This is a genomic window from Knoellia aerolata DSM 18566 (genome assembly GCF_000768695.1).
GTDB classification, from domain to species: domain Bacteria; phylum Actinomycetota; class Actinomycetes; order Actinomycetales; family Dermatophilaceae; genus Knoellia; species Knoellia aerolata.
In genome coordinates this window covers 14,805-39,150 of the sequence record NZ_AVPL01000027.1, presented here as the reverse complement: position 1 = coordinate 39,150, position 24,346 = coordinate 14,805, and the positions used below count along the sequence as shown (strand labels likewise).

The following is a 24,346-nucleotide window of genomic DNA, read 5'->3' as shown; positions in this document are numbered from 1 at the left end:
AGCGACCGGCACCCACGCCGGACGTATGCGCGAATGTGATCGAAAGTCCCACATCTCGCTCATGTTTGTCATTGCGCGGAGCCCGATCACGCCTTACGTTGGCTCCCAGCCGGTCCGGGCGCACCGAAGCGCCGGAGCACGACCGGGAGCTGATGGGAGAGTCATGAGGACGACACGAAAGTCCGCCCTGATCGCTGGTGCCGCGTTCGCGGTGCTCTTCGCGGGGGCGTGCGGCGGCGGTTCGGGCGCCGGCGACGCGAGCGGCGACAGCGCGAGCGGTGGGGAGGAGGCCAAGACGATCAAGCTCGTCGCGGCCGAGTACTCCAAGGACAACACCAAGGCCTTCTGGGACGCGTTCGCGAAGACCTACAAGGACAAGACCGGCTACACCCTCGAGGTGCAGGTCGTCAGCTGGGACACCATCGACCAGCAGTCCTCGACGATGATCCAGAACAACCAGGCGCCGGACATCCTCAACCTCAACGCCTACGCGAGCTACGCCAAGGACGGCCTGCTCCACGACTCCGACGCGGTCCTCCCGGACAACGTCAAGTCCGACATCCTCGAGACGTTCGTCAAGTACGGCACGTACCAGGACAAGTTCTACGGCTTCCCCGACCTCTCCAGCGCGCGGGCCCTCTTCTACAACGCCGACCTCTTCAAGCAGGCCGGCATCGCCGCCCCACCGAAGACGTGGGCCGAGCTCGAGGACAGCGCCAAGAAGGTCGCGGCCCTCCCGGGCGGCAACGCCGGCTACGCCCTCCCGCTCGGCCCGGAGGAGAGCCAGGGCGAGTTCTCCATGTGGCTGTTCAACAACGGGGGCGCGTGGAAGGACGGCGACTCCTGGGTGATCAACTCGGCCAAGAACGTCGAGACGCTCACCTTCCTCAAGAAGCTCACCGACGCCAAGCTCACCCAGAACAACCCGGCCCGCACCAACCGCGCCGACGCGTTCGACCTCTTCAAGTCCGGCAAGGCCGGCATGGTCGTCGGCTTCAGCCCGCTCGCCGGTGACCTCGACAAGGACAAGAAGGTCAACTACGTCGTCGCGCCGTTCCCGAGCAACGACGGGTCCGAGAGCAAGACGTTCGGCGTCACGGACTACCTCATGGCGTTCAAGAAGCCGGGCAACGAGAAGGCCGTCAAGGCGTTCTACGAGCTCTACTACCAGCCCGACCAGATCAACACCTTCATCGAGAAGGAGGGCTTCCTCCCGGTGACCAAGACCGGCGTGGAGAAGTTCCAGAGCAACGCCAAGCTCAAGGTCTACCTCGACACCCTGCCCAACGCGCAGCTCACCCCGACCGACGACCCCGCCTGGGACAAGGTCAAGCTCGCGGTCCAGCAGAACCTCGGTGGCGCCATGACCGGCGACCCGAAGGCCGTCCTCGACGGTCTGCAGAAGACCGCCGAAGCGAGCAAGTGAGCCGGACGACCACGCGCACCCCACGGCATACCTCCAGCGGGTATGCCGTGGGGCGCGTCCGTCCCCTCGTCGCCCTCGCGTGGCTCGCGCCGGCGCTCGCGCTGATCTTCGGCGTCGTCCTCTTCCCCGCGGTCATGCTCTTCCAGGCCTCGCGCGGCGAGTACTCGATCACCGGGCTGCGCAAGGGCGATGCCGGGTGGGCCAACTACACCAAGGTGCTCGAGCACCCCGACCTCGGCACCGTCCTCACCAACACGGTGATCTGGGTCGTGTCCGTCGTCGCGCTGACGATCGTCATCTCGCTCGGCCTCGCCCAGTTCCTCGTCAAGAACTTCCCCGGTCGGCGCTTCGTGCGCTGGGCGATCATCGTGCCGTGGGCGGCCTCGCTCGTCATCACGGCGCAGCTGTTCGTCCTGCTCTACGACTTCAACTACGGGCTGATCAACCACGCCCTCAAGTCGGTCGGGCTCATCGAGACCTCGATCGACTTCCTCGGCAACGACTCCTGGACGATGGCCTCGATGGTGCTCGTCGGGGTCTTCGTCTCGCTGCCGTTCACGATCTTCGTCTTCATCGCCGGCATCAACGCGATCCCCGACGACGTGCACGAGGCGGCCGTCGTCGACGGCGCCTCCCCCTGGCAGCGCTGGCGCCAGGTGACCCTGCCCCTGCTGCGCCCGGCGCTGCTCGTCGCGACCGTCCTCAACGTCATCTACGTCTTCAACAGCTTCCCGATCGTCTACACGCTCAACGACCGCAACCCGGGCTACCTGCACGACACGACGATCACGTTCATGTACAAGCTGGCCTTCAAGAGCCAGGAGAAGGACGTGGGCATGTCGGCTGCTGCGGGCGTCATCAACGTCCTGCTCATCCTGCTCGTCGTCGCGGTCTACCTCAGGATCGTCAACTGGCGCGAGGAGACCCGATGAGCACGGTCACCCGGTCGAGCCGCCCCCGCTGGGGGCTGACGGTCGGCGGGGCGCTGCTCGCGCTCGCCTTCCTCGCGCCCTACGTCGTCATGCTCCTCGGCTCGCTGCGCTCGTCCTCGGACAACAAGGCCACCCCGCCCTCGTTCCTCCCGAAGGTGTGGCAGTGGTCGACGTATGCCGACGTGCTGGGTGACGAGCGCTTCCTCGCCTGGCTGCGCACCTCCCTGCTCGTGGGGCTGGCCTCGACGGTGATCGTCATCCTCGTGGCGGTGCCGGCCGCGTACATGACCGCCCGCTACACGTTCCCCGGTCGCACGCCGTTCCTCCTGCTCGTGCTCATCACCCAGATGTTCTCGCCGACCGCGCTCGTCGTGGGCCTCTACCGCGAGTTCTTCGAGCTCAACCTCATCAACACGTACGGCGCCCTCATCCTCACCAACGCGGCGTTCAACCTCGCCTTCGCGGTGTGGATCCTGCACGGTTTCTTCTCGTCGATCCCAACCGAGATCGAGGAGGCGGCGCAGCTCGACGGGGTCACGAGGTGGCAGTCGCTGCGCCGGATCATGTTGCCGCTCATCCTGCCCGGGCTGGTGACCGCGACGATCTTCACGTTCATCGCGGCGTGGAACGAGTACGTCGTGGCTCTGACGCTCATCATCGACGACTCGAAGAAACCGCTCACCGTGGGCTTCCGGTCCTACGTCACCGGCTACGAGCAGAACTGGGACCAGCTGTTCGCCGCCTCGGTCATCGCGGTCGTGCCCGTCGTCATCCTCTTCGCGCTCATCGAGAAGCACCTCGTCGGAGGCCTCACGGCCGGCTCGGTGAAGTGACAGGCTGAGGGCGTGAGCGCACTCGTCGACCTGCACTGCCACGGCGCCCTCGGGCACGAGTTCGGGCACGAGTCCGGCGGGTCCGCCGCCGCCGTCGCGCACCACCGGGCGGCCGGTGTCGGGTCGGTCGTCGCCTCGCTCGTCTCGGCCCGCCCGGACACGCTCGTCGGGCAGGTCGCCACGTTGGCGCCGCTCGTCGCCCGCGGGGAGCTGGCCGGGATCCACCTCGAGGGACCGTTCCTGTCCGAGGAGCGTCGGGGTGCCCACGACCCGTCCGTCCTCACCGACCCGGACCTCGCCCTCGTCGAGTCGCTCGTCTCGACCTGCGCCGAGGCCGGTGCGCCGAACGCGCTCGTGCAGTGGACCTTCGCGCCCGAGCGGGCCGGCTCCGGTGACCTCGTCGCGGCCCTGGCGCGACACGGCATACTCCCCGCGGTCGGTCACACCGACGCGTCCGCGGCCGTGGTCGCCGCCTCGCTGGTCGCCATCGCGGACGCCTGCGGTCGCCCGCCGCTCGTCACTCACCTCTTCAACGGGATGCCGCCCTTCCACCACCGCTCCGGAGGGCCGGTCGCGGCGGCGCTGGCGGCAGCCGCCCGGGGCGACTGCGTCGTCGAGCTCATCGCCGACGGGGTGCACGTCGCCGCCGAGGTCGTGCGGATGGTCTTCGAGACGGTCGGCCCGGAGCACGTCGCGCTGGTCTCCGACGCGATGGCGGCGACCGGGCTGGGAGACGGCGCCTACGAGATCGGCACGCTCGAGGTCGAGGTCTCCGGCGGGGTGGCCCGCCTGGCCGACGGCGGGTCGGGCCGCGGCTCGATCGCCGGCTCGACGTCGACCCTGGCGCAGTGCGTCCGCTGGGCGGTCGAGGTCGCGGGCGTCCCGGAGGCCGACGCGCTCACCGCCGCTTCGACCACCCCGGCCGGCATCCTCCGCCCCTGAGGGCCGGCTGGCGGCTCAACCAGCAGGGGTGAGCAGGCGAAGCGAGGACTCGACCGCGACGTCGTCCCACGCGCCGGCACCCTTGACCATGTAGTGCCCGAGCGGGCCCATGTCGACCAGCTCGGCGTGTGCGGCGACCGGGCGGGCGCGCTCGACGAACCGGCGGGTCCCGGCGAAGGAGGTCAGCCGGTCCCGTCGCCCGTGCGCCGCGACGAGGGACCGCCCGGCGAGGGTGTGCACCGGGTCGCTGTCGTGCCACCACGGCGCGAGACCGACGACGCCGACCACCGACGGGTCGTCGGCCGCGTGGACGGCGACCCGCGCCCCCATCGAGTGCCCGAGCAGGATGACCGGCGCGTGCCCGTGGGCGATGCGGACCTCGTCGAGCGCCCACCGCGCGTCGGCGACGCGGTCGGCGCCGCCGTTCCAGCCGCGGGCGCCGTAGCGCAGGACCCACACGCTCGCTCCACCGTCGTGGGCTCGGCCGGCGACCGAGCGGGCCATCCACGCCGTCCGCTGCCAGGACGCGCTGCGGTCGCCGACGACGTCCGCGGAGCGGGGCTTGCCGCCGTGGAGCATGAGGATGACCGCGCCCGGGGTTCCCGGCGCGTCGAGTCTGGTCAGTGAGGGTGTGGCTGCCACGGATGGTCTTCGGAGCGGAGCGGTCGCCGGATGGCTCAGCGGAGCATCGTGCGCAGGGACTGGATGGTGTCGGCCTCGGCGGCGGGCTTGGCGTCGGCGCCGACGCGGTAGCGCTTGACCCGCGCGAACCGCAGTGCCACGCCCCCCGGGTAGCGCGAGCTGCGCTGGACGCCGTCGATGGCGACCTCGACGACGACCTCCGGCCGCATCATCAGGGCCCAGCCGTTGTCTGACACCTCGTACTCGGGGAAGGTCTCGCTCTGCCAGCGCAGGAGCTCGTCGGTCAGACCCTTGAACGTCTTGCCCACCATGACGAAGCCACCTTCGGGACCGAACTCCCCCTCGGGGTCGCGGGCGCCGAGGTGCAGGTTCGACAGCCAGCCCTTGCGCCGGCCGGACCCGCGCTCGACCCCGAGCACGACGAGGTCGTAGGTGTGGACCGGCTTGACCTTGACCCAGTGCTTGCCGCGGCGGCCCGCGGCGTAGGTCGAGTCGATCGCCTTGACCATGACCCCCTCGTGGCCCGCGGCCAGCGCGTCCTGCGAGACGCGCAGCGCGACCTCGGGGTCCGCGGTCACCTCACCGGCGATCCGGTATGCCGGCCCGATCCGTTCCAGCACCGCGAGCCGTTCCGCGAGCGGCCGGTCGATGAGGTCCTCGCCGTCGACGTGGAGGACGTCGAAGAAGCGCGGGGCGAGCACCTGCTCACGTGACTCGTCGGCGCCGAACCGGCTCATGGTGTCCTGGAACGGCCGCGGGGAGCCGTCGTCGTCGAGCATGAGCGTCTCGCCGTCGAGGATGACCGACTCGACCGGGAGGGCCCGCGCGACCTCGACGATCTCGGGCACCCGGGAGGTGACGTCGGCGAGCGAGCGCGTGTAGACCCGGACCTCGGACCCGCTGCGGTGCACCTGGATGCGTGCACCGTCGAGCTTGTGCTCGACCGACGCCTCTCCGGTGACGAGCAGGGCGGCGGTGACGTCGGCGGCCGTCGAGGCGAGCATCGGCTGCACGGGGGTGAGCACCCCGAGGCCGACGCCCTCGAGCGCCTCGGGGGAGGAGAGGGCGAGCCGCACCGTCCCCGACAGCGATCCGCTGAGCATCACCGCCCGGCGGACGTCGGCGAGGGGCAGTCCCACGGCCTTGGCCAACCCGTCGGTGAGCACCCCCTCGAGCGCGCCCGTGCGCATCTCGCCGGTGAGAGCGCGCACGAGGTGTTCCTGCTCGGCCTCGGTGGCCCGCTCGAAGAGTGACACGAGGGCGGCGTGGCGGGTCCCGACCGAACCGGAGCCCGAGAGCCCGGCGATCTCGTCGAGCACGGCGTCGACGTCACCGACCGTCAGGGTCGGGGCGTCGGCCGGGGTCGCGGCGTCACGTGCCCCGAGGACGGTGCGGTACCCCAGACCGATCGAGCCCTGGCGGATGCTGCCGAGCAGCAGTCCCACGGCGGCCTCGGACTCCTCCGGCGACAGGGCGCGCAGCAGCCCCGCGAGCACCTCGGTCTTCGCGGTGCGGGAACGCGTCGCCGCGAGGGCGTCGGCGGCCTCGACGAGGCGAGCGAACGGCATACCCCCCGGTGCGGGAGCGGGGTCGCTCACTCGGTCGGCGGCTGGTCGTCGCCGGAGCCGGCGATGTTGACCATCCACGCGATCCCGAAGCGGTCGACGAGCTGGCCGAACTCGTCACCCCACATCTGCTTCTCGAGGGGGACCGTCACCCGGGCGCCCTCGGCGAGGCGCTCCCAGTAGGTGCGCAGCTCGTCGTCGTCGCCGGAGAGGCTCACGGTGATCTGCGACCCGGAGGAGAGCTCCATGCCGGGCGGGGTGTCCGCCGCCATGAGGGTGAACCCGGCGGGCGTCCGGAGGCCCGCGTGCATGACGCCGTCGGGGTCGGCATCGCCCGGGTCGCCGTACTGGCCGAACGTCGAGATCTCCGGCTCGCCGCCGAAGACGCTCGCGTAGAACGCGATGGCCTCGCGGGCCTCGTCGCGGAACTGGAGGTAGGGGTTGAGTGTCATTGCCATGGCTCCGACGCTAGCCCTGCCCGCCGACAGGTGCCCGACTTTTGGGCCCGACTGATGGCGCATTCCGACCAGCTCGCTGGAGCTCGCCGGTCGGAATGCGCAATCAGTCGGTGGTGGGTCAGCGGCCGTGGCGGCGGTAGGCGTGGATCACCGACGGGCGCGGCTGGCCGTCGCCGCGGTAGGGGAACTGCGAGACGACGTTCTCCGGGGACGCGCCGGACACCTCCCCCGGGTGCTGCACGGCCACGAGGACCGAGTCGGGACCGAGGATGACCGGGCCACACGTCTCCGCCCCGACCGGCACCGAGAGGAACTGCTGCAGCCTCCCCTTCTCCACGCCCTCGAGCGGCATGATGTAGAGCGCGTCGCAGTGGTTGAGCGTGCCCGGCATCCCGTCCGTGGAGATCCACAGGTTGCCGGCCTGGTCGAAGGCGATGTTGTCGGGGCAGCTGATCGGGCTGACCTCGGACTTGTCGTAGCCGTTGAAGTACGTCTGCGGGTCGCTGGGGACGCCCGCGACGAGGACGATCCTCCAGGTGAAGGTCAGCGCGCCGTGGTCGCCGCCGGTCTCGGTGAGCTCGGTGACGTGGCCGTGCTTGTTGGCCGCACGCGGGTTGGCCTCGTCGATCTGCGCGGGCGTCCGTGCAGTGTTGTTCGTCATCGCCGCGTAGATGCGGCCGTTGACCGGGTTGGGCTGGACGTCCTCGGGGCGGTCCATCTTCGTCGGGCCCACCTTGTCCGCGGCGAGGCGCGTCCAGATGAGGACCTCCTCGACGGTGTACCCGGGCACCTGCGAGACGCCGTCGACGACGAGCGGGATCCACTCGCCGCCACCGTCGTACTCACCGTCCGCGGCCCCGTCGCCGTTGAGCTTCGCGACGTAGAGGTCTCCCTCGGAGAGGAGCGTGAGGTTGTGCGCCCGGTCGCCCTCGCGGTAGGTGTTCGCGGAGACGAACTTGTAGAGGTAGTCGAACCGCTCGTCGTCTCCCATGTATGCCGCGACGCGCCCGTCCGCGGTCAGCGCGACCGTGGCCCCCTCGTGCTTGAAGCGGCCGAGGGCGGTGTGCTTGACCGGGGTGGAGGTGGGGTCCTCGGGGTCGACCTCGACGATCCAGCCGAAGCGGTTGACCTCGTTCGGCTCGTCGACGACGGAGAAGCGGTCCCGGACGCGCTCCCAGCCGCGGCCGCCCGAGGTGATGCCGTAGCGCCGAAGGCGGCCCTCGGGGTCCGGGGCTCCGGTGGCACGGAAGTACTGGTTGAAGTTCTCCTCGCCGGAGAGGTAGGTGCCCCACGGGGTCTCGCCGCCGGCGCAGTTGTTGAGGGTGCCGAGGACCCGCGTGCCGGTCGGGTCGGCCGACGTGCGGAGGTGGGGCGAGCCGGCGGCGGGGCCGTCGACGGCGAACGGGGTGTCGGTGTGGATGCGGCGGTTGCGCCTGCCGCCCTGCACCCAGCGCCACGGCGAGCTCGCGTCGCGGCGGGCGACCTCGGTGATGGTGATGCCGTGGGCGGCGAGGACGATCTCGAGCTGCTCGTCGCTGAGGTCGGCCGACGACCGCACGCCGCGGAACATCAGCTCGTCGTTGGTGTACTCGTTGTTGAAGGAGAGCAGGCCGCGGTGGGCGCCGTTGTCGCCGGCGCCGCCCTGGCTGAACTGCACGTAGTCGGCGTTGTAGCCGGCCTGCTCGCGCTGCGCCGCGGGGGTCTGGTGGTCGAAGTCGAAGGCCGGGGTGTCCGCGAACAGCGGGTCGCCCCACGAGATGACCGGAGCCCACGCGAAACCCTCGGGCACGACGACCGCGTCGGTCGTGGCCGGGGTGGGGGCGATCCCGGTGAAGCCGAGCGCGCTGCCTGTGCCGGGGCTGCCGGGCGTGCCGGCGGCCGGAGCGGCGGCGGCAGCGGACGGCATACTCCACGCCGTGAGCCCGACGAGAGCGGCGCCGACACCGCCTGCGCGCAGGGCCGCCCGGCGGGAGAACCCGGCGGCGACGAGGTCGCCGAAGTACTCGTTGTCGGAGGTGTTGGGGACGTCCATGTCGCACGCGTTGCCGCAGCGGTACTGGCAGGTCATCGAGCTGCGGCCACCCTCGTGCGAGCGGGTGAACAGCGGGAGCAGTCGGGCTGGAGCAGTCACGTCGGGTCCTTCGTCGGGCGTCAGGGGCGGGGAAGCAGACCGAGAGGGACGCTAGGCACCGTCGGGTGCCGGACGCGGTCGCGCCGGTGAACGGCGGATGACGCCTGGTCGACGCCTTCGGCCCCGCTCGGCGGGGTGGGACGCTGGAGGCATGACCGCAGGCGCAGGCGCGGGCGATGGCTCCGGTGCGGAGGCGCTGGACGCCTTCTTCGCGGGGCACCCGGAGGCGAGGTCCATCGCGGCGGCGGTCGCCGAGGTCGTCGAGGAGCTCGGGCCACACACCGTGCGCGTGTCGAGGAGCCAGGTCGCCTTCCGTCGCCGACGCGCCTTCGCGTGGCTGTGGCGACCCGGACAGTACGTGCGCAGCACGGTCCCGGTCGTCCTCTCCCTCTCGCTCCCGCAGCGCGACGGCTCGCCCCGGTGGAAGGAGGTCGTCCAGCCGAGCCCGCACGCGTGGATGCACCACCTCGAGCTGAACGCCCCGGAGGAGGTGGACGGGGCGGTCCGCGACTGGCTCGCCACGGCCTACGACGCCGCCGGCTGACCCTCCTCCTGAGGCCTGCCCGCTGACACCGGTCGGTGGTAGGCAGGGGGCATGTACCTCGAGAACGTCGTCGTGGACGCGCAGCAGCCCCAGCGGCTCGGCCGGTTCTGGGAGCGGCTGCTCGGGTGCGCGACCCTCGTCGACGAGCCGGACGCGTTCGAGACGCGGCTGTCGGTGCCCGACGGGCCGACCCTCGACGTGTGCTTCCAGCGCGTCGGGTCGTCGCCCACGCCGAGCCCGCGTCTGCACCTCGAGGTCCAGGGCGGGGACCCGCAGTCCCAGGACGCGGTCGTGCAGCGGGCCCTCGCGCTCGGTGCCCGCCACCTCGACATCGGGCAGCGTGACGTCCCGTGGGTCGTCCTCGCCGACCCTGAGGGCAACCCGTTCTGCGTCATGGAGGACCGGCCCGAGTACGCCGTGTCCGGGCCGCTCTCGTCACTCCCGCTCGACAGCTCCGACGTCGAGCGCGACGTCCGCTTCTGGTCCGAGCTGTCCGGGTGGGTCCCGACCGACAGCGCGATGCCGGGCGCGCTGCGTCACCCGAGCGGGCGAGGACCGCTGCTCGAGCTGTGCCCCGAGCGCCGGCCCGCGGTGGCCGGGGAGAAGAACCGGGTGCACCTCGACCTCCGGCTCGAGGCCGGCGACGACCCCGACGAGGCGGCGGCCCGGCTGCTCGACCTCGGTGGGGCCGTCCTCGAGCACGACTGGGGCGACCTGCCGTGGCGGGTCTACACCGACCCCTCCGGCAACGCGCTCTGCATCCTTCCGGCCCGGTGACTCAGGTCGCCGCCTGCCGCTGCCGCTGCCGCAGCACGGGAACGGCTGGCCGCCGGAGGAGGACGAGCGACCACGCTGCGCCCGCCCCGGCGACGAGCGCCGAGATCGCGAACGCGGTCGGGATGCCGGCCGACTGCGCCACGAACCCGAGGACGACCGGGCCGATCCCCACGCCGAGGTCGATGCACGCCGTTGCCGTCCCGGAGGCGGCCCCGCGGTCGGCCGGGTCCGCGGCAGCGAAGATCGCCGTGAAGAAGGCGGGGGTGCTGAACGAGATCCCGACGCCCAGGACGACCGCACCGACGACGAGGCCGGTCGCGGTGCCGGTCGTCACGATGACGAGCAGGCCCGCGGCCATGGTGGCGAGTGCGGCGGCACCGAGAAGCAGCGGCGTCACCCGGTCGACCAGGCGGGCGAAGGTGAGGCGACACAGGACGACGACGGCCCCGTAGACGACGACCGGAAGGGAGGCGTTGGCGAGCCCGACCTCGGTGGCCCGCAGGGCGGCGAAGGCGAGGAAGCCGCCCATCGCGACGATCGAGGTGAGGAAGGCGAGGCCGATCGGGACGGAGGGGCGGTGGATGAGCCGGCCGCGCGGCGACGCCCCGGACCGCGTCGGGCCGTGAGCGGCGTGCGCGTCCGGGCCGGGAGCCGGCGCCAGTGTCTCCCCGACACCGGTGACGAGCGCGCCGGCGAGCCCGGCGAGGGCGGCGGCGACCAGCCAGGCGCCGTCGAAGCCCCAGGACCGCACCGTGGCCTCCCCGAGCAGGGGACCGAGGGTCAGGCCGAGGTAGAGGCCCAGCGAGTTGTAGCTCTGCGCCTCGCCCAGCCGGTCCGGTGGTGCGAGGTCGACCAGGGCGGCGATGGCGGCCACGAAGAAGGCGGCATCCGCGACCCCGAGCACGAGCCGCAGGGCCACGACGTGGGCCAGCCCGACGGCATACGGGGTCAGGGCGAGAGTGAGCGCGGCGAGGACGGCCCCGGTGACGAGGAGCGGCCGGCGGCCGATGGTGTCGCAGAGCCGTCCGGCGAAGGGTCGCAGGACGAGGGCAGCGACCGCGAAGGCGCCGAACGCCACTCCCGCGCCCGCCGTGTCCGACCCGAGCGGGCCGGTGACGTGCAGCGGCAGCGTGTAGATCGCCACCCCCTCGGCCGTGAAGTACGCGAGCTCGGCACACCCGAGCAGCGCGAAGGGGCGGGTGACGAGCGGGGTGCGAGGCGCGAGTGTCGTGGACATGGGGCCAGCGTCGGGGAGCGGGGTCGGGCCCGCATGGGTGGACCTACCCATTCCGCTCGAGGAGCCCGTGCTCCATCGCGAACAGGGCAGCGGCCGGGCGGGTGCTCGCCCCGATGCGTTCGTAGATCGCCTGGACGTGGTGCTCGGCCGTCCGCGGCGAGATGCCCAGACGGGTCCCGATCTCGCGGTTGGACAGGCCGCGGGCGAGGAGGCGCAGCACGTCGAGCTGCCGAGCGGTGAGGCCGGCGACCGCAGAGGCCCTGCCGGGGGCTGCCTCCCCGACCGCGCGCAGCACCGCTGCCACACCGTCCGGGTCGAGGCGTCCCGACCGCGCGTCCGCGGTGAGCCTTCTCGCCGCGTCCGTCGCGCTGACCGGTCCGCGGTGCGGTGCCTCCTCGACGAGGGAGCGGTACGCGTCAGCGCAGGCGAGGACCCGCGCCGCGATCGACAGGTCGGGCGCGCGCAGCCCACGGTGGTATCCGCTGCCGTCGCAGCGCTCGTGGTGGCGGCCGATCACCTCGGCGACGTCGGCGAGCGCGGGCACCCGGGACACGATCCGTTCGGAGTGGTGGGCGTGCAGCCGGGCCTGGTCGCGCTCGCTGGCCGACAGCGGACCGGGCTTGGACCAGATGCGGCTGGAGACCGCCACCCGGCCCACGTCATGGAGGTGCCCCGCGAGACCGAGCCGCTCCGGATCGGCCAGGCCGGCGGCGCGGGCCGCGGCCACGGCGAGCGCGGCAACGGCCGCGGAGTGCCCGGGCAGCCACATGCTCTTGAGGTCGGCGAGGTCACCGAACGTGCGCGCCACCGAGGCCAGGGTGGCGGCGTCCACGAGGCGCACCGGGTCGGGCTCGAGGTCGAGCACCTGCTCCAACGGGTCCCTCGTGCTTGGGGCGTCATCGCCGCGGAACGAGAGGAGGTCGGTGGAGACGAGGGCGGCGAGGTCCGGGTCGAGCTGGGTGCCGGCGCGTCGTCGCACCTCGGACACGGCAGCCGCCGGACCCGCGAGGCCGGTGAAGAGCGCCGCCGTCCCCGCCACCTGAGCGATCCGGGTCGCCAGGGGGAGGTCCGTCCCGCGGACGGCGGGGTGTCCGGAGCCGTCCCAGGACGCGAGCACGTGGCCGAGGCCGTGGGTGACCGCCGGGCCGAGGCCGAGCCGCCCCGCGGCCGCGACCGCCACCTCGCAGGTCGCCACCATCGGCGTGGGGTCCCGGGCGGTGCGCAGGGCCGTCGCGAGCACCGCGAGTCGACTGCGTCCCGACGCGCTGCTCACCAGGGGGACGAAGGTGCGCACGAGGTCGGACGGTCTGGCGGGGTCGGCCAGGACGCTGGCGCGCACGACGGAGATGTCGTCCCCGAAGGTGCCGGCGCCCTCGGCCGACCAGGCGGTGCACCCGACGTGCTCGAGCAGGGACACGTACATCGCGTCCCGCACCTCGTCGGGGGAGCAGCCGGCAGCGCGGGCGACCCGTGCCGCGACGACACAGCGCTCGAGCGACTCGTCGAGCGGGGCGCCGGTGCCGAGGTCCATCGCGCCCGACAGCCCGCCGAGCAGACCGATGAGGCGGAACATCCCTCCACGGTGGCACGGGTTCGCGCTCGCGACACCCCCTCGACCGGTGAGGGGTTCAGCCCGGCTGCAGCACCCCGGAGCCGATCATCGCGTCGACGCCCTCGGCGACGAGGCGGTCCGCCTCCGGGTGCGCCCCGAGGGCGCGCACGACGGCCGCCGTCGCCTCCGACACCGTCACCCGCCGGTCCGCGAGCCGCCACACGACCTCCCCGACCGGGCCGAGCCGGACCTGCGTGTCCCCGACGAGCACGAGGGTTCCGCCCTCCCCGTGGACCGCGTCGACCCACGGGGCCCGCATGACCGGCGTGTCCGTGCGCAACGGGGGAATTGGTGAGTTGGGAACCGGCGTGTCCGTGCGCAACGGGGGAATTGGTGAGTTGGGGACGGGGGAGGTGCAGGGGGTGCCGGGGGTGCTCGTCCATGGCGCGCGGGGGCGGCCCCGCTGACGCTCCGTCGTCCCGTCGAGCAGGCCGCGCACGAGCTCGACGCAGTCGCCGATCTCGCGGTAGCGCAGGACGTACGGGCCACCCGACGCGCTCGCGAGCCCGGCCAGGCGGTGCAGCGGTCGCTCGAGGAGCGGCAGCGACGAGGACTGGGCGATGGTCGCGAGGAGGGCGTCGACGAGCGGCAGCTCGACGAGCTCGGGCGCCTCGTGGGCCGGGTCGCGCTCGAGGACGACCAGACCGTGGAGGTGTGCCGTCCCCGTCACCTCGCGCAGCCCCAGCTCGTCCGGGCTCAGCTCGTGCTTCTCCCACGGCGTCGCCGGGTCGGTGACGACCGACACCGGCTTCGGGTAGGGCGTCACGCGACCGTCGGCCTCGACCGCGACCGTCTCGTCGCTGAGGTAGCCGAAGTGACGACCGAGGACCATCGCCGCCGTCGACTTGCCCGCGCCCGAGGCGCCGACGAGGGCGACGGCCCGCTCGCGCTCGCTGAGCCCGACGGCGTGGAGCAGCAGGGCCGACCCCCGCCGACGGCGCAGGGACGCCAGCGTCACCGCGCGTGAGACGGCATACGGGTCTGAAGTGGAGACGGGGAACGGGAGGACACCCTCGTCGCCGGCCGCGGCGCCCGGGACGCGGCAGCGGCCCCAGAGCACGTGGAGCCGGTCGCGCTCGGGACGGGGGAGCGCACGGGTGTCGAGGCTCCACCGAGCCCCGAACGCGTCGATCACCCAGTCCTCGGTCACAGCGCACATCGTGGCAGGTGGGCCCCGGCGGGGGGTCATACTGGAGGGCGCGACCGCGAGCCGAGGAGCCTGCCATGACCGACACCGACACCGACACCGACACCGACCCCTCCCTGGACGACGCCTCCCACACGGCGCTCCTCGCGGCCATCGGCGGGGTGCTCGGGTCCGTCGACGAGCTGCAGCCCTACCTCGACCGGGTCGTCGAGGCGGTCCGTCGGCACGTCACCGGGTGCGACGAGGTCGGGATCACCCTGCTCGTCGACGCCCGGCCACGGACGGCGGCCTACTCGACCGTCGCCACCCTCGAGGTGGATGCCCTGCAGTACCAGCTCGACGAGGGCCCCTGCCTCGACGCCTCCCGCCTGCGGGCCGAGGTCGTCGCCGACCTCGGCGTCCCGGACGAGCGGTGGCCGCGGTTCTCCCGGGCGGCCCGCGCCGACGGGGTGCGCTCCGTCATGGCGCTGCCACTCATCAGCGGTGACGAGTGCGTCGGCGCCCTCAACCTCTACGGTCGCGAACCCCACGCCTTCGACGCGTTCGAGGCCGGGCTCGCCCGCGTCGCCGCAGCCCGGGTCGCCGACGCGGTCGTCGCCGTCATCAGGCTCGAGGGTGCCCTGCGGCTCGCCGGCCAGCTCGAGCAGGCCATGGCCAGCCGGGCCGTCATCGAACAGGCGAAGGGGGTGCTCATGGCGGTGCGCGGCATCGACGAGCACGAGGCGTTCGACTGGCTCCGGATGACCTCGCAGAACCGCAACGTCAAGCTGCGCTCGCTCGCCGAGCAGGTCGTCGCCGGTGTCACCGGCGGCCTCGGCGCCTCCCACGACGGCTCTTCCACCGGCTGGCGGGACGCCGCGCACTAGAGTCGGGTCATGGCCCGCCCGCACCTCGCCGCGCTCATGGAGGACGCGTGGAACCGTCGCAAGGGCGACGTCCTGCGCGAGCGCGGCTGGGGGACCAAGATCGTGCCGCACACCGGCTACGGCAGCGCCGGCTTCATCCGGGTCCTCGCGCGCGTGCTCATGTCGCGGGACCCGATGCGCCAGGCCTCCGGGGACGCGGCCGGGAGCGTGCAGTCGCTGAAGTCGGCGGAGGACGAGGCGCGCGGGTGGCGGGCGTTCGTCACGACCCCCGCGATCGACGTCCCCGTGACCGTGCGCATCGGTGAGCGCGAGATCGACGCGCGCACCGACCGCTCCGGCCTGCTCGACCTCGTCATCCACGGGCACGGACTCGGTCCCGGCTGGCACCAGGTCGAGCTCACCTCACCCCACGCCCGGCCCAGCACGGCGTCGGTCCTCGTCATCGGGGCGCGGCAGACGTTCGGAATGGTGAGCGACATCGACGACACGGTGCTGTCGACGTCGCTGCCGCGGCCGTTCATCGCTGGATGGAACACCTTCATCAAGGCCGAGGGCACCCGCCGGCCCGTCCCGGGGATGGCGACGTTCTACCGCGAGCTCCTCGACTCGCACCCCGGCATGCCGGTCATCTACCTCTCGACGGGCGCGTGGAACACCGCGCCCTCGCTGACCCGTTTCCTGCGCCGCAACGGCTACCCGCCGGGGCCGATGCTGCTCACCGACTGGGGTCCCACCCACACCGGCTGGTTCCGGTCGGGCCAGGACCACAAGCGCTCCGCCCTCGCCCGGCTGGCCCGTGAGCTGCCGCACGTCACCTGGCTGCTCGTTGGGGACGACGGCCAGAACGACCCCAAGCTCTACACCGAGTTCGCGACGCGACGTCCGGACGCGGTGCGGGCCATCGCGATCCGCCAGCTCAGCGTCGGCGAGCAGGTCCTCTCCCACGGCATCCCGGTCGCCAACGACGACCTCGCCCCGGCACCGACCCAGGACATCAAGGCCCCGGTCGTGCGGGCCCCCGACGGCTACGCGCTGGCACGGCTCGTCGCGCCGATCGTCGAGGGTGACGTCGTCGACCCCGAGGCCGGCGCGCGCGCGCTCGAGGCGTCCGACATGTGGGGAGTGTGAGCGGATGCCGGAGCTGCCCGAGGTGCAGGCCCTGGTCGACTTCCTCGCGAAGCGCACCGCCGACCTCGCCGTCACCGGTGTCGAGCTCGGGTCGATCTCGGTGCTCAAGACCTTCACCCCCCCACCCGAGGCGCTCGTCGGGGCCCCGGTGGAGTCGGTGTCGCGGCACGGCAAGTTCCTCGACCTCGACTGCGGCGGCACGCACCTCGTCTTCCACCTCGCGCGAGCGGGCTGGCTGCGCTGGTCGGAGACGATGACACCGAACCTGCTGCGCCCGGGCAAGTCGCCCATCGCCCTGCGCGTCCGGCTGTCCGACGGGTCCGGCTTCGACCTCACCGAGGCGGGCACGAAGAAGTCGCTCGCGGCATACATCGTCTCCTCGCCCGGCGACGTCCCCGGCATCGCGCGGCTGGGTCCGGACCCGCTCGCGGACGCGTTCTCGCTCAGCGCGTTCCGCGAGATCCTCGGCGAACGCAAGCACCAGCTCAAGGGCGTCCTGCGCGACCAGTCGATCATCGCCGGGGTCGGCAACGCGTACTCCGACGAGATCCTCCACGTCGCGAAGCTGTCCCCGTTCGCGATCGCCGCGAAGCTCGACGACGACGAGACCGAACGCCTGTATGCCGCGCTGCGCGAGACGCTGTCGGCGGCGGTCCTCGCCGCGTCGGGCAAGCCCGCCGCCGAGCTCAAGGACGCCAAGCGCTCAGGGATGCGGGTCCACGGGCGCACCGGTGAGGTCTGCCCCGAGTGCGGCGACACGGTGCGCGAGGTGTCGTTCGCCGACTCGTCCCTGCAGTACTGCGCGACGTGCCAGACCGGCGGCAAGCCGCTCGCCGACCGCCGCACGAGCAAGTTCCTCAAGTAGACGCCGGAGCCGCGGAGGTTACGCTCGAGGCCATGAGCGACTTCCCCCAGGTCCAGGTGGCCGACCTCGCCGACGACGCGGCGATCCTCGACATCCGCGAGCAGGACGAGTGGGACCGCGGACACGCCCCGGGCGCCGTGCACATCCCCATGGGCGACCTGCCCGCGCGGGTCGACGAGCTCGCGCCGTTCCTCGACCGCGACGAGCCGCTGGTCGTCGCCTGCCGCAGCGGCGGGCGGGTGACCCGGGTGCTGCCGTGGCTCGAGCAGCAGGGCTACGAGGTCGCCAACCTCGACGGCGGGATGCGGGCGTGGCACTTCGCGGGCAAGCCGCTGGAGACCGCCGACGGAGGTGCGGCGCAGGTCCCCTGACCGAGCCGGGCACTCACCGCCGTCACCGGGACAGCGGCTGGAAGGCGCTCGTCACGCGAACGTGCTCAGGGGCCAGCCAGGGCCGCACCGCAGCGAGGATGCCGTCCAGCGTGGCCTGGTCGAGCATCGTCACGTGGACGTCCAGCCCGCCGGTCATCGCCTGACCACTGCTGGTGAGGAGCCCGAACCGGGAGCCGAGCGCGGACTGGGCGGCGAGGACGTCCCGCTCCGTGGGCAGGTCGCGCTGCTCGACGCACAACCCGCCGGGCCAGGCCTCGCGCAGCCGCGCCCGCGCCGCCTCGGGGTCATCGTTGACGAGCACGTTGAACAGCGAGGACCCGTCGGAGACCCATGACCCGACGTATCCGTCGAGCGTCGGCAGCAGCTCGCCCAGGGCGTTCCTCTCGTCCTCCGACCCCGCGCCCCGGCGCCCGCCGTCCGCGTACGGGTCGTCGCACAGCTGGGGGAACGTCGCCGGTGCCTCGGTCGGCACGTCCACCCCGGGCGGTGGTGTCGGGCTCACCGGCCGGGTGAGGGTGAGGGCGCCGGAGCTCCCGGTGCCCCGGTCGTACCGGCCGACCACCCACACCTCGCCACTGCTCCACGTCACACCGTTCGCCCGCTCGGGCCGGACCGCGTCCCAGTCGACCTCGCCGACGAACGTCGGACCGCCGCACTGGGGCGGGTAGGACTCCGCCACCCCGCCCAGGCACAGCTCGACGTCGGCGGTCGGGCTGTCCTGCATGAGCATCCCGTGGGCGACGACCTCGTCGTCGGCGCGGACGACGGTCGTGCTCACCGAGGGGCTCGCCGGTGTGCCCACCGGGGGGCGGGGTGCGGACGTCCCGCAGCCGGCTGCGAGCGTGGCGAGCAGCCCCAGGGTGAGGGTCGAGACGATGCGCATGGCGCCTCCTTCGCGGATTGGACGCGCCGGGACCCCCCGGCGGTTCCACGGCGGCGCGCGACACGGCATACGCCCTTATCAGGATGTATGCCGTCCGCCCTAGACGAGCGGATACGGTGCGATCGTGGACCCCATCCGTAACCCCTACGCCCCCGGCGCCGGCCAGCGCCCTCCCGAGCTCGCCGGCCGGGACGAGCAGCTCGACGCCTTCGAGGTCGTCCTCGAACGGGTCTCGCGCGGACGCCCGGAACGCTCGATCGTCCTCACCGGCCTGCGCGGGGTGGGCAAGACGGTGCTGCTCAACGCCCTGCGGTCGGCGGCGGTGCGCGCCCGGTGGGGGACCGGCAAGCTCGAGGCCCGCCCGGACCAGTCGCTGCGGCGGCCGCTGTCGTCGGCGCTGCACCAGGCGGTGCGCGAGCTCGGGCACCCCAGCGACGACGAGGTGCAGCACGTGCTCGGCGTCATCAAGGCGTTCGCGCAGCGGGACGCGCCGGCCGGCGCGAAGCTCCGCGAGAAGTGGAACCCGGGGATCGACGCCCCGGCGGCGTCGGGTCGCGCGGACTCCGGCGACATCGAGATCGACCTCGTCGAGCTCCTCACCGACGTCGGGGGCCTCGCCTCCGACACCGGACGCGGCATCGCCGTGTTCATCGACGAGATGCAGGACCTCGGGTCCGATGACGTCTCGGCGCTGTGCGCGGCCTGCCACGAGATCTCGCAGTCCGGCCTGCCGGTCATCGTCGTCGGTGCGGGGCTCCCGCACCTGCCGGCGGTGCTGTCGGCGTCGAAGTCGTACTCGGAGAGGCTGTTTCGCTACTCCCGCATCGACCGGCTGCCTCGCGCGGCGGCGGACGCGGCGCTCGTCGTGCCCGCGCGTGAGGAGAACGCGGCCTACGAGCCGGCCGCCCTCGAGGCGATGTATGCCGCGACGGGCGGGTACCCGTACTTCATCCAGGCCTACGGCAAGGCGGCCTGGGACCGGGCGCCCTCGTCGCCGGTGACCGCCGACGACGTGCGGGTGGCCGCGCCGGAGGCGGAGTCCGAGCTGGCCGTGGGCTTCTTCGGGTCCCGCTTCGAGCGGGCGACGCCGGGGGAGCGGGAGTACTTGCGGGCCATGGCGGACGTCGCGCTCGCGATCAGCGAGGGTGGCCACGAGGAGCTCGACGACATCGAGTCGGTGCCGACCTCGGACGTCGCCGCCCACCTCGGACGCAAGACGCAGTCGCTCTCGCCGGCGCGCGACGCCCTGCTCAAGAAGGGGCTCATCTACTCCGGCGAGCGTGGTCGCATCGCCTTCACGGTCCCGCACTTCGGGCGCTACCTGCGCGAGCAGACGGCCTGACCGGTCACGAGGTCGGCGTCGGGCGACGCCGTGACGACTTCGGCCAACGGGCGGACGCGCGAGGGTTCGACCGCATACCGTCCGCGCATGACCCACAACCATGACGCTCGGGTGGCCCACCCGGCAGTCCCTGCAGCCCATCCGACCTACGGCCAGCACCTCGTCCCCGCGCCGCCGACCCACGTCGTGCCGACCCGACCGCCGGTGCACCAGGTGGGGAAGGTGCGCTCGACGGGGACGTGCGTCCTCCTCATGGTCCTCACCCTCGGGTTCTACTCGCTGTTCTGGTACCACGGGACGCACTCGGAGATGCAGCGTCACCGGGGCTCGGGTGTCGGCGGTGGCGTGGCGCTGCTCCTGGGCTTCTTCCTCCCGTTCACCCTGCTGTTCATCACCCCGTCCGAGGTCGGTGGCCTGTACACGGCACGGGGCCAGCAGTCGCCGGTCAGCGCCGCGACCGGGTGCTGGATCCTCCTTCCCTTCGTCGGCGGCATCGTCTGGTTCGTCAAGACCAACGGGGCGCTCAACGACTACTGGCGCTCGGTCGGCGCTTCCTGATCACCACGACGGGCCTACTCTGGGAGGGTCGAGAGGGGTGCACATGTCACAGCCCAACAAAGCAGTGATCGAACGTCTCATCGCCTGCATCAACGACCGGCAGATCGAGGTCATGGACGAGTTGTTCCACGACGACGCGACGATGGACTGGCCGCAGTCGCGGGAGCGGGTCAACGGCGCAGCCAACCGGCGGGCCATCTATGGCGCCTTCCCCCAGCTGCCGACGATCACGCCGAGGCGCCTGACGAGCGCCGGTGACCTCGTCGTGGCGGAGGCCACCCTGGACTACGGCGGACCCGTCTACGAGACCGTCTTCATCTTCGAGCTCAGCGACGGCAGGATCCGCAAGGAGACGGCCTACTGGAGCGAGCCCTTCGAGGCGCCCGCGTGGCGGGCCCAGTGGGTCGAAACCTTCTAGCGGTCGCAGGAGCCGTCCGCGAGGGCCGGTGTCTCACGGGGGTGGCGCGGCCAGCCGTCCGCGAACGGAGCGCCCCAGGGCGGAGCCCACCAGCAGGCCGAGCGAGATCGCGATGGCGACCCCGAGCGCTCCCAGGGTCACGTCGGTCGCCGACGCCCGGCCCGCCGCGAGCTCGCTCACCCCGACGAGGCCCAGGCTCCCGGGCACGAGCAGCCAGAAGGCCGGCAGGAAGAGTACGAGACGGGGAAGCTCGGGCCGCCGGAGCTCGACCACGCTCGCTCCGAGACTGGCCGCGATCGCACCGAGGAAGCCCCCGAGGCCGATCGAGCCGAGCTGCTGCCCTGCGACCTGGGCGCCGAACGCCAGGCTCAGCACGAGCAGCACCCACCCCTGCATCCGCAGCGGCACCCCCTCCATGAGGCAGATGCTCACCCCGATGAGCAGCAGGCCGACCGGAGCGCCGACCCACCCGATGTCGTCGACGCGGAGGTTGGCCAGCGTCGAGGCCGGCACGCGGAGCAGGGCGGTGGCCATGAGCAGGCCCAGCGCGAACAACCCCAGCTGCACCAGGCCGTAGGTGAGCCGCGCCGACCCGGCCTGCATGTGGCCGGCGGCCAGCTCCGACACGCCGTTGACGAGCAGCGCGCCGGGCAGGAGGACCGCCAGGGGTGGCAGGACGGTGCGCAGCGGTCCCTCGAGCAGGCCCGCGTCCGCGGCCGCGAACACGGCCGAGGACACGACGAAGGCGGCCAGGGTGGGCAGCAGCGCGTTCACCACCTGGTACCGCTCGGCCAGCTGGACGAGCCCGAAGACGACGACCCCGCCGACGGCGGCCGCGATGAGGTTGGCCCACCCGGGTTGCAGGATCAGGCCGATCCCGACGGCGAGCACCGGCCAGGCCAGCGCGACCATCCACAGCGGGGAGCGGACCGGACGCCGTGCGACCGCGGCGAGCTGTTCCCTGGCGGCGGCGGGCGCGAGGTCGCCGTGGACCAGCTGGTGGCGGATCCGGCGGACACTGGCCGACTGGTGCAGCCGCAGACCGCGCGGTGCCGACCGCTGCGTGGCGGGACCTCCCTCGGTCAGGGTGACGATGAGACCGGTGGGACCCACCGCGGTCTGGACGTCGGGGTAGCCGAGGTGGACGCCGACCTCGGTGAGCTCCTCCTCGATCTCCTGCACCGGCTGCCCGGTCGCGATCATGGCGGTGCCGAGGTGGGCGAGGAGGGCGCGGGTCTGCGTGGCGTGGTCCTCGTCAGCCGGGCGGGGTGGGGGCATCAGGGCGTCAGCGCGTGCTGTCGTGGTCTTCGAGGCTCGCCATGCGCGTCATCATGTCAACCGGCCGACTGGTAGGAAAGGACGCGTGCCGATCCTCCCGAAGGAGCGCGACCCTCGGCTGGTCACTGTGCGCCGCGGCGGAACGCTGTCCGACGACGACCACCGGCTGCTGGCCGAATGGGCCCTGCAGTGCGCCGAGCACGTGCTGCCCCTGTTCGAGGACCACGTGCCGGGTGATGCCCGGCCCCGCGAGTCCATCGAGGTCGGCCGCGCCTGGATCCGTGGCGAGGTGCCGATGAAGGTCGCGCACCAGTCGGCCTTTCGGGCGAACGCCGCGGCCCGCGGCCTTCCCGACGCGGCGAAGTTCGCTGCGCTGTCCGCGGGTCAGGCGGTGGCGGTGGCACACGTCGCGGCGCACGACCTCGGCGCTGCGGCATACGCCATCCGGGCGGTGGGAGCGAGCCTCCCACCCGAGGACGCGGCATCGGGCCGCGCGCGGGAACGGCAGTGGCAGCGCGACCGGCTCCCGGACGAGGTGCGTGAGCTCGTCCTCGACGACCAGCGTCGCCGCAGCGCCATCTGCTGGGACGTCTTCGACGACTGAGCTCAGCCGACCGTCCGGCCCAATGAGGTGCAGACGCAGGCCCGGTTGCCGTCCTGGTCGGCGAGCACCGTGAAGGCGGGCGCCTGGGAGTCGTCGACGACGACGGCGCCCGCGGCGACGGCGGACGCGATGCGCTGCTCGCCTACCTCCGGTGCGACCCAGACGTCCACGTGGAAACGCTGTCGGGGCGTCTCGTGCTCGTCGGTCTCCTGGAACCAGAGGAGCGGCACCCGCCGGAGCGGGTCGCTCACGTCGTCGCTGATGTTGCCGTGACCGCTGGCCTCGGTGGTCCCGGTGAGCAGCGCCGCCCACACCGGTGCGATCGTGGCGGAGTGGGCGGTGTCGAGCGCGAGCTCGATCGTCGTGATCCCGCCGGGGTCGGCGACGAGACCCCGCTCCGCGGCGAGCGCGGAGATCCGGCGGGCGAGGTCGACGTCGCGCTGCGTGACCCACTCGACGACGTGCACGTCGCCCTCCGTGTCGCGGTACACCGCGTCGCCGCTGATCAGCGCGAGGTCGACGGACCGCTCACCGAGGGTCACGCGGGGATGGTGGCCGACCGCCTCACCCACCTCGGCGACGGCCGCGACGACAGCGGCCCCTTGCGCGAAGGAGTCCACGGCGAAGCGTGCGTGGAGGCCTTGGGCGAGCTTGCGCCAGTCGGGCAGACCGGCGTCCGCGATCTCCTGGTTCGTGAGCATGTCCATGGACCGACGCTACCCATCCGCACCGACGGTCACGCGGGTTGGGACAAGCGGGGACCTGCTGCGCCCCGGCGGGACGAAGGGCCCTGACGCTGCGCCGGGGCCTGGAGTGAACTGGACCACGGAAGGGCCCTCACGAGAAGGCAGTCCTGATGCTCAACGAGACGACGAAGACACGGATCGAGCACGCGATCGACACGAGGTCGGTGGGCTTCGGTGTCTGGCTGGTGCGTCGGACGAGAGGGCGCGCCACGCGGCTGTGGCACCGCCGCGTCATCGTGCTCACGACGACGGGGCGGCGCTCCGGCCGGCCGAGGACGGTCCTGGTCCAGGTCTTCCGGGACGGGCCGGACCTCTTCGTCGTCGCGGCCAACAGCGGCCTCGCGAACCACCCCGGCTGGTACTTCAACCTCCTCGCGCACCCGCACGTCGTCGGCGAGGTCGACGGGGTGCGGCACCGTCTCGTGGCCGAGCTCGTCCCCGAGGAGGAGCGCGATCGCCGGTGGCGCGAGGTCGTGCTCCGCACCGCGCCGGACTACGCCAAGTACGAGCGCCGTCTCGGCAAGGTGCCCCCCATGTTCCGGCTGGTGCCCGATGCTGGTGGGGAGGCCTGATCCACGACCGAGAGGTGAGCACGATGGCTGAGCACCCGGCATACGTCCACACCGTCCTCGACTGCGAGCGTCCGCGCGAGCTCGCCGAGTTCTACCGGCAGCTCCTCGGACTGGTCTACCGGGCCGGTGACGAGCCGCCGGCGGACGGCACCCCCGACGACGCCGACTGGCTCGTCCTCACGCGACCGGACGGCACCCGTCAGCTCGCCTTCCAGCAGGTGGTCGAGCAGGCCCGAACGACGTGGCCCGACCAGACGGTGCCGCAGCAGCTCCACGTCGACTACGTGGTCGACGACGTCGAGGAGCTCGAACGGCACAAGGACACGGCGCTGCGCCTGGGCGCCGAGCTGCGGCTCGACCGCACCGACGACGAGGACGAACCGCTGTACGTCCTCGCCGACCCCGCCGGGCACCCCTTCTGCCTGTTCGTCGGCTGACCGCGGCGACC

At 72.6% G+C, this 24,346-nt stretch carries 26 protein-coding genes; 16 read left to right on the top strand and 10 right to left on the bottom strand.

The features are described 5' to 3' along the window. Positions 1 to 163 precede the first annotated feature (163 nt). From N801_RS11110 to N801_RS11095, 4 genes are read left to right on the top strand one after another with little or no spacing between them, the layout of a single operon-like run. Positions 164 to 1,426 (top strand): extracellular solute-binding protein, encoded by a 1,263-nt coding sequence (locus tag N801_RS11110; protein ID WP_035937679.1) that lies wholly within the window; start codon positions 164 to 166, stop codon positions 1,424 to 1,426. Then, a complete protein-coding gene (locus N801_RS11105) occupies positions 1,423 to 2,358 on the top strand; it encodes a carbohydrate ABC transporter permease (RefSeq protein ID WP_035937676.1) in 936 nt (311 codons plus the stop codon). Before N801_RS11110 ends, N801_RS11105 begins: the two co-directional genes overlap by 4 nt. Beyond that, positions 2,355 to 3,191 (top strand): carbohydrate ABC transporter permease, encoded by an 837-nt coding sequence (locus tag N801_RS11100; protein ID WP_035937673.1) that lies wholly within the window; start codon positions 2,355 to 2,357, stop codon positions 3,189 to 3,191. Before N801_RS11105 ends, N801_RS11100 begins: the two co-directional genes overlap by 4 nt. A 12-nt stretch (positions 3,192 to 3,203) precedes the next feature. Beyond that, positions 3,204 to 4,133, top strand: a complete 930-nt coding sequence (locus N801_RS11095) for an N-acetylglucosamine-6-phosphate deacetylase (protein WP_035937671.1) — start codon at positions 3,204 to 3,206, stop codon at positions 4,131 to 4,133. Positions 4,134 to 4,148: 15 nt separating this feature from the next. Here the strand turns inward: N801_RS11095 and N801_RS11090 are convergent, their stop codons facing one another. From N801_RS11090 to N801_RS11075, 4 genes are all read right to left on the bottom strand, one after another. Then, positions 4,149 to 4,775, bottom strand: coding sequence for an alpha/beta hydrolase (locus N801_RS11090; RefSeq protein ID WP_035937668.1), 627 nt, complete (start codon positions 4,773 to 4,775; stop codon positions 4,149 to 4,151). Between the two features lie 35 nt (positions 4,776 to 4,810). Beyond that, positions 4,811 to 6,343: an ATP-dependent DNA ligase gene (locus tag N801_RS11085; RefSeq protein ID WP_035937666.1), complete on the bottom strand. Its 1,533-nt coding sequence runs from the start codon at positions 6,341 to 6,343 to the stop codon at positions 4,811 to 4,813. A gap of 26 nt (positions 6,344 to 6,369) precedes the next feature. Continuing rightward, complete coding sequence (locus N801_RS11080; RefSeq protein WP_035937663.1) at positions 6,370 to 6,798, bottom strand: VOC family protein; 429 nt, start codon at positions 6,796 to 6,798, stop codon at positions 6,370 to 6,372. Between the two features lie 118 nt (positions 6,799 to 6,916). Continuing rightward, complete coding sequence (locus tag N801_RS11075) at positions 6,917 to 8,929, bottom strand: PhoX family protein (RefSeq protein WP_035937661.1); 2,013 nt, start codon at positions 8,927 to 8,929, stop codon at positions 6,917 to 6,919. 151 nt (positions 8,930 to 9,080) lie between these two features. Between N801_RS11075 and N801_RS11070 the strand changes: the two genes are divergently transcribed. After that, a complete protein-coding gene (locus N801_RS11070) occupies positions 9,081 to 9,473 on the top strand; it encodes a DUF5655 domain-containing protein (RefSeq protein WP_052112870.1) in 393 nt (130 codons plus the stop codon). Between the two features lie 51 nt (positions 9,474 to 9,524). After that, positions 9,525 to 10,250, top strand: coding sequence for a VOC family protein (locus N801_RS11065; protein WP_035937659.1), 726 nt, complete (start codon positions 9,525 to 9,527; stop codon positions 10,248 to 10,250). Between the two features lies 1 nt (position 10,251). On the opposite strand, the gene N801_RS11060 is transcribed toward N801_RS11065, so the two are convergent. The 3 genes from N801_RS11060 to N801_RS19760 are packed head-to-tail and all read right to left on the bottom strand — an operon-like array spanning position 10,252 to position 14,249. Then, positions 10,252 to 11,487: an MFS transporter gene (locus tag N801_RS11060; protein WP_035937656.1), complete on the bottom strand. Its 1,236-nt coding sequence runs from the start codon at positions 11,485 to 11,487 to the stop codon at positions 10,252 to 10,254. Between the two features lie 43 nt (positions 11,488 to 11,530). Then, positions 11,531 to 13,060, bottom strand: coding sequence for an HD domain-containing phosphohydrolase (locus tag N801_RS11055; protein WP_035937654.1), 1,530 nt, complete (start codon positions 13,058 to 13,060; stop codon positions 11,531 to 11,533). A gap of 55 nt (positions 13,061 to 13,115) precedes the next feature. After that, the gene (locus N801_RS19760) at positions 13,116 to 14,249 is read right to left on the bottom strand and encodes a hypothetical protein (protein ID WP_052112869.1); all 1,134 of its coding nucleotides are present in this window, start codon (positions 14,247 to 14,249) and stop codon (positions 13,116 to 13,118) included. 74 nt (positions 14,250 to 14,323) lie between these two features. On the opposite strand from N801_RS19760, the gene N801_RS11045 reads away from it, so the two are divergent. The 4 genes from N801_RS11045 to N801_RS11030 are packed head-to-tail and all read left to right on the top strand — an operon-like array spanning position 14,324 to position 17,476. After that, positions 14,324 to 15,112 carry a GAF and ANTAR domain-containing protein gene (locus N801_RS11045; RefSeq protein WP_052112868.1) on the top strand — a complete coding sequence of 263 codons (789 nt, stop codon included), beginning with the start codon at positions 14,324 to 14,326 and terminating at the stop codon, positions 15,110 to 15,112. Positions 15,113 to 15,121: 9 nt separating this feature from the next. Continuing rightward, on the top strand, positions 15,122 to 16,240 hold the full coding sequence (locus N801_RS11040; RefSeq protein ID WP_035937652.1) for an App1 family protein phosphatidate phosphatase: 1,119 nt from the start codon (positions 15,122 to 15,124) through the stop codon (positions 16,238 to 16,240). Between the two features lie 4 nt (positions 16,241 to 16,244). After that, positions 16,245 to 17,105: an Fpg/Nei family DNA glycosylase gene (locus N801_RS11035; RefSeq protein ID WP_035937650.1), complete on the top strand. Its 861-nt coding sequence runs from the start codon at positions 16,245 to 16,247 to the stop codon at positions 17,103 to 17,105. A gap of 32 nt (positions 17,106 to 17,137) precedes the next feature. After that, a complete protein-coding gene (locus N801_RS11030; protein ID WP_035937648.1) occupies positions 17,138 to 17,476 on the top strand; it encodes a rhodanese-like domain-containing protein in 339 nt (112 codons plus the stop codon). A 22-nt stretch (positions 17,477 to 17,498) separates the two neighbouring features. Here the strand turns inward: N801_RS11030 and N801_RS11025 are convergent, their stop codons facing one another. Further along, positions 17,499 to 18,380 (bottom strand): hypothetical protein, encoded by an 882-nt coding sequence (locus N801_RS11025; protein WP_035937646.1) that lies wholly within the window; start codon positions 18,378 to 18,380, stop codon positions 17,499 to 17,501. Positions 18,381 to 18,504: 124 nt separating this feature from the next. Here N801_RS11025 and N801_RS11020 point away from each other — a divergent pair, with 124 nt between their 5' ends. From N801_RS11020 to N801_RS11010, 3 genes are all read left to right on the top strand, one after another. Continuing rightward, on the top strand, positions 18,505 to 19,722 hold the full coding sequence (locus N801_RS11020) for an ATP-binding protein (protein WP_035937643.1): 1,218 nt from the start codon (positions 18,505 to 18,507) through the stop codon (positions 19,720 to 19,722). Between the two features lie 87 nt (positions 19,723 to 19,809). Further along, positions 19,810 to 20,280 (top strand): DUF4234 domain-containing protein, encoded by a 471-nt coding sequence (locus tag N801_RS11015; RefSeq protein WP_084108733.1) that lies wholly within the window; start codon positions 19,810 to 19,812, stop codon positions 20,278 to 20,280. Between the two features lie 43 nt (positions 20,281 to 20,323). Further along, on the top strand, positions 20,324 to 20,698 hold the full coding sequence (locus N801_RS11010) for a nuclear transport factor 2 family protein (protein WP_035937641.1): 375 nt from the start codon (positions 20,324 to 20,326) through the stop codon (positions 20,696 to 20,698). Positions 20,699 to 20,731: 33 nt separating this feature from the next. Here N801_RS11010 and N801_RS11005 read toward each other — a convergent pair whose 3' ends face one another. Then, a complete protein-coding gene (locus N801_RS11005; protein WP_035937638.1) occupies positions 20,732 to 21,976 on the bottom strand; it encodes a threonine/serine exporter family protein in 1,245 nt (414 codons plus the stop codon). 85 nt (positions 21,977 to 22,061) lie between these two features. Here N801_RS11005 and N801_RS11000 point away from each other — a divergent pair, with 85 nt between their 5' ends. Then, positions 22,062 to 22,580: a putative immunity protein gene (locus N801_RS11000; RefSeq protein WP_035937635.1), complete on the top strand. Its 519-nt coding sequence runs from the start codon at positions 22,062 to 22,064 to the stop codon at positions 22,578 to 22,580. Positions 22,581 to 22,582: 2 nt separating this feature from the next. On the opposite strand, the gene N801_RS10995 is transcribed toward N801_RS11000, so the two are convergent. Continuing rightward, positions 22,583 to 23,287 carry a 4a-hydroxytetrahydrobiopterin dehydratase gene (locus N801_RS10995; RefSeq protein ID WP_035937633.1) on the bottom strand — a complete coding sequence of 235 codons (705 nt, stop codon included), beginning with the start codon at positions 23,285 to 23,287 and terminating at the stop codon, positions 22,583 to 22,585. Positions 23,288 to 23,436: 149 nt separating this feature from the next. Between N801_RS10995 and N801_RS10990 the strand changes: the two genes are divergently transcribed. After that, entirely contained in the window at positions 23,437 to 23,898 is a 462-nt protein-coding gene (locus N801_RS10990) for a nitroreductase/quinone reductase family protein (RefSeq protein ID WP_035937632.1), read from the top strand. A gap of 23 nt (positions 23,899 to 23,921) precedes the next feature. Continuing rightward, positions 23,922 to 24,335, top strand: coding sequence for a VOC family protein (locus N801_RS10985; protein WP_035937631.1), 414 nt, complete (start codon positions 23,922 to 23,924; stop codon positions 24,333 to 24,335). Positions 24,336 to 24,346 lie beyond the last annotated feature (11 nt).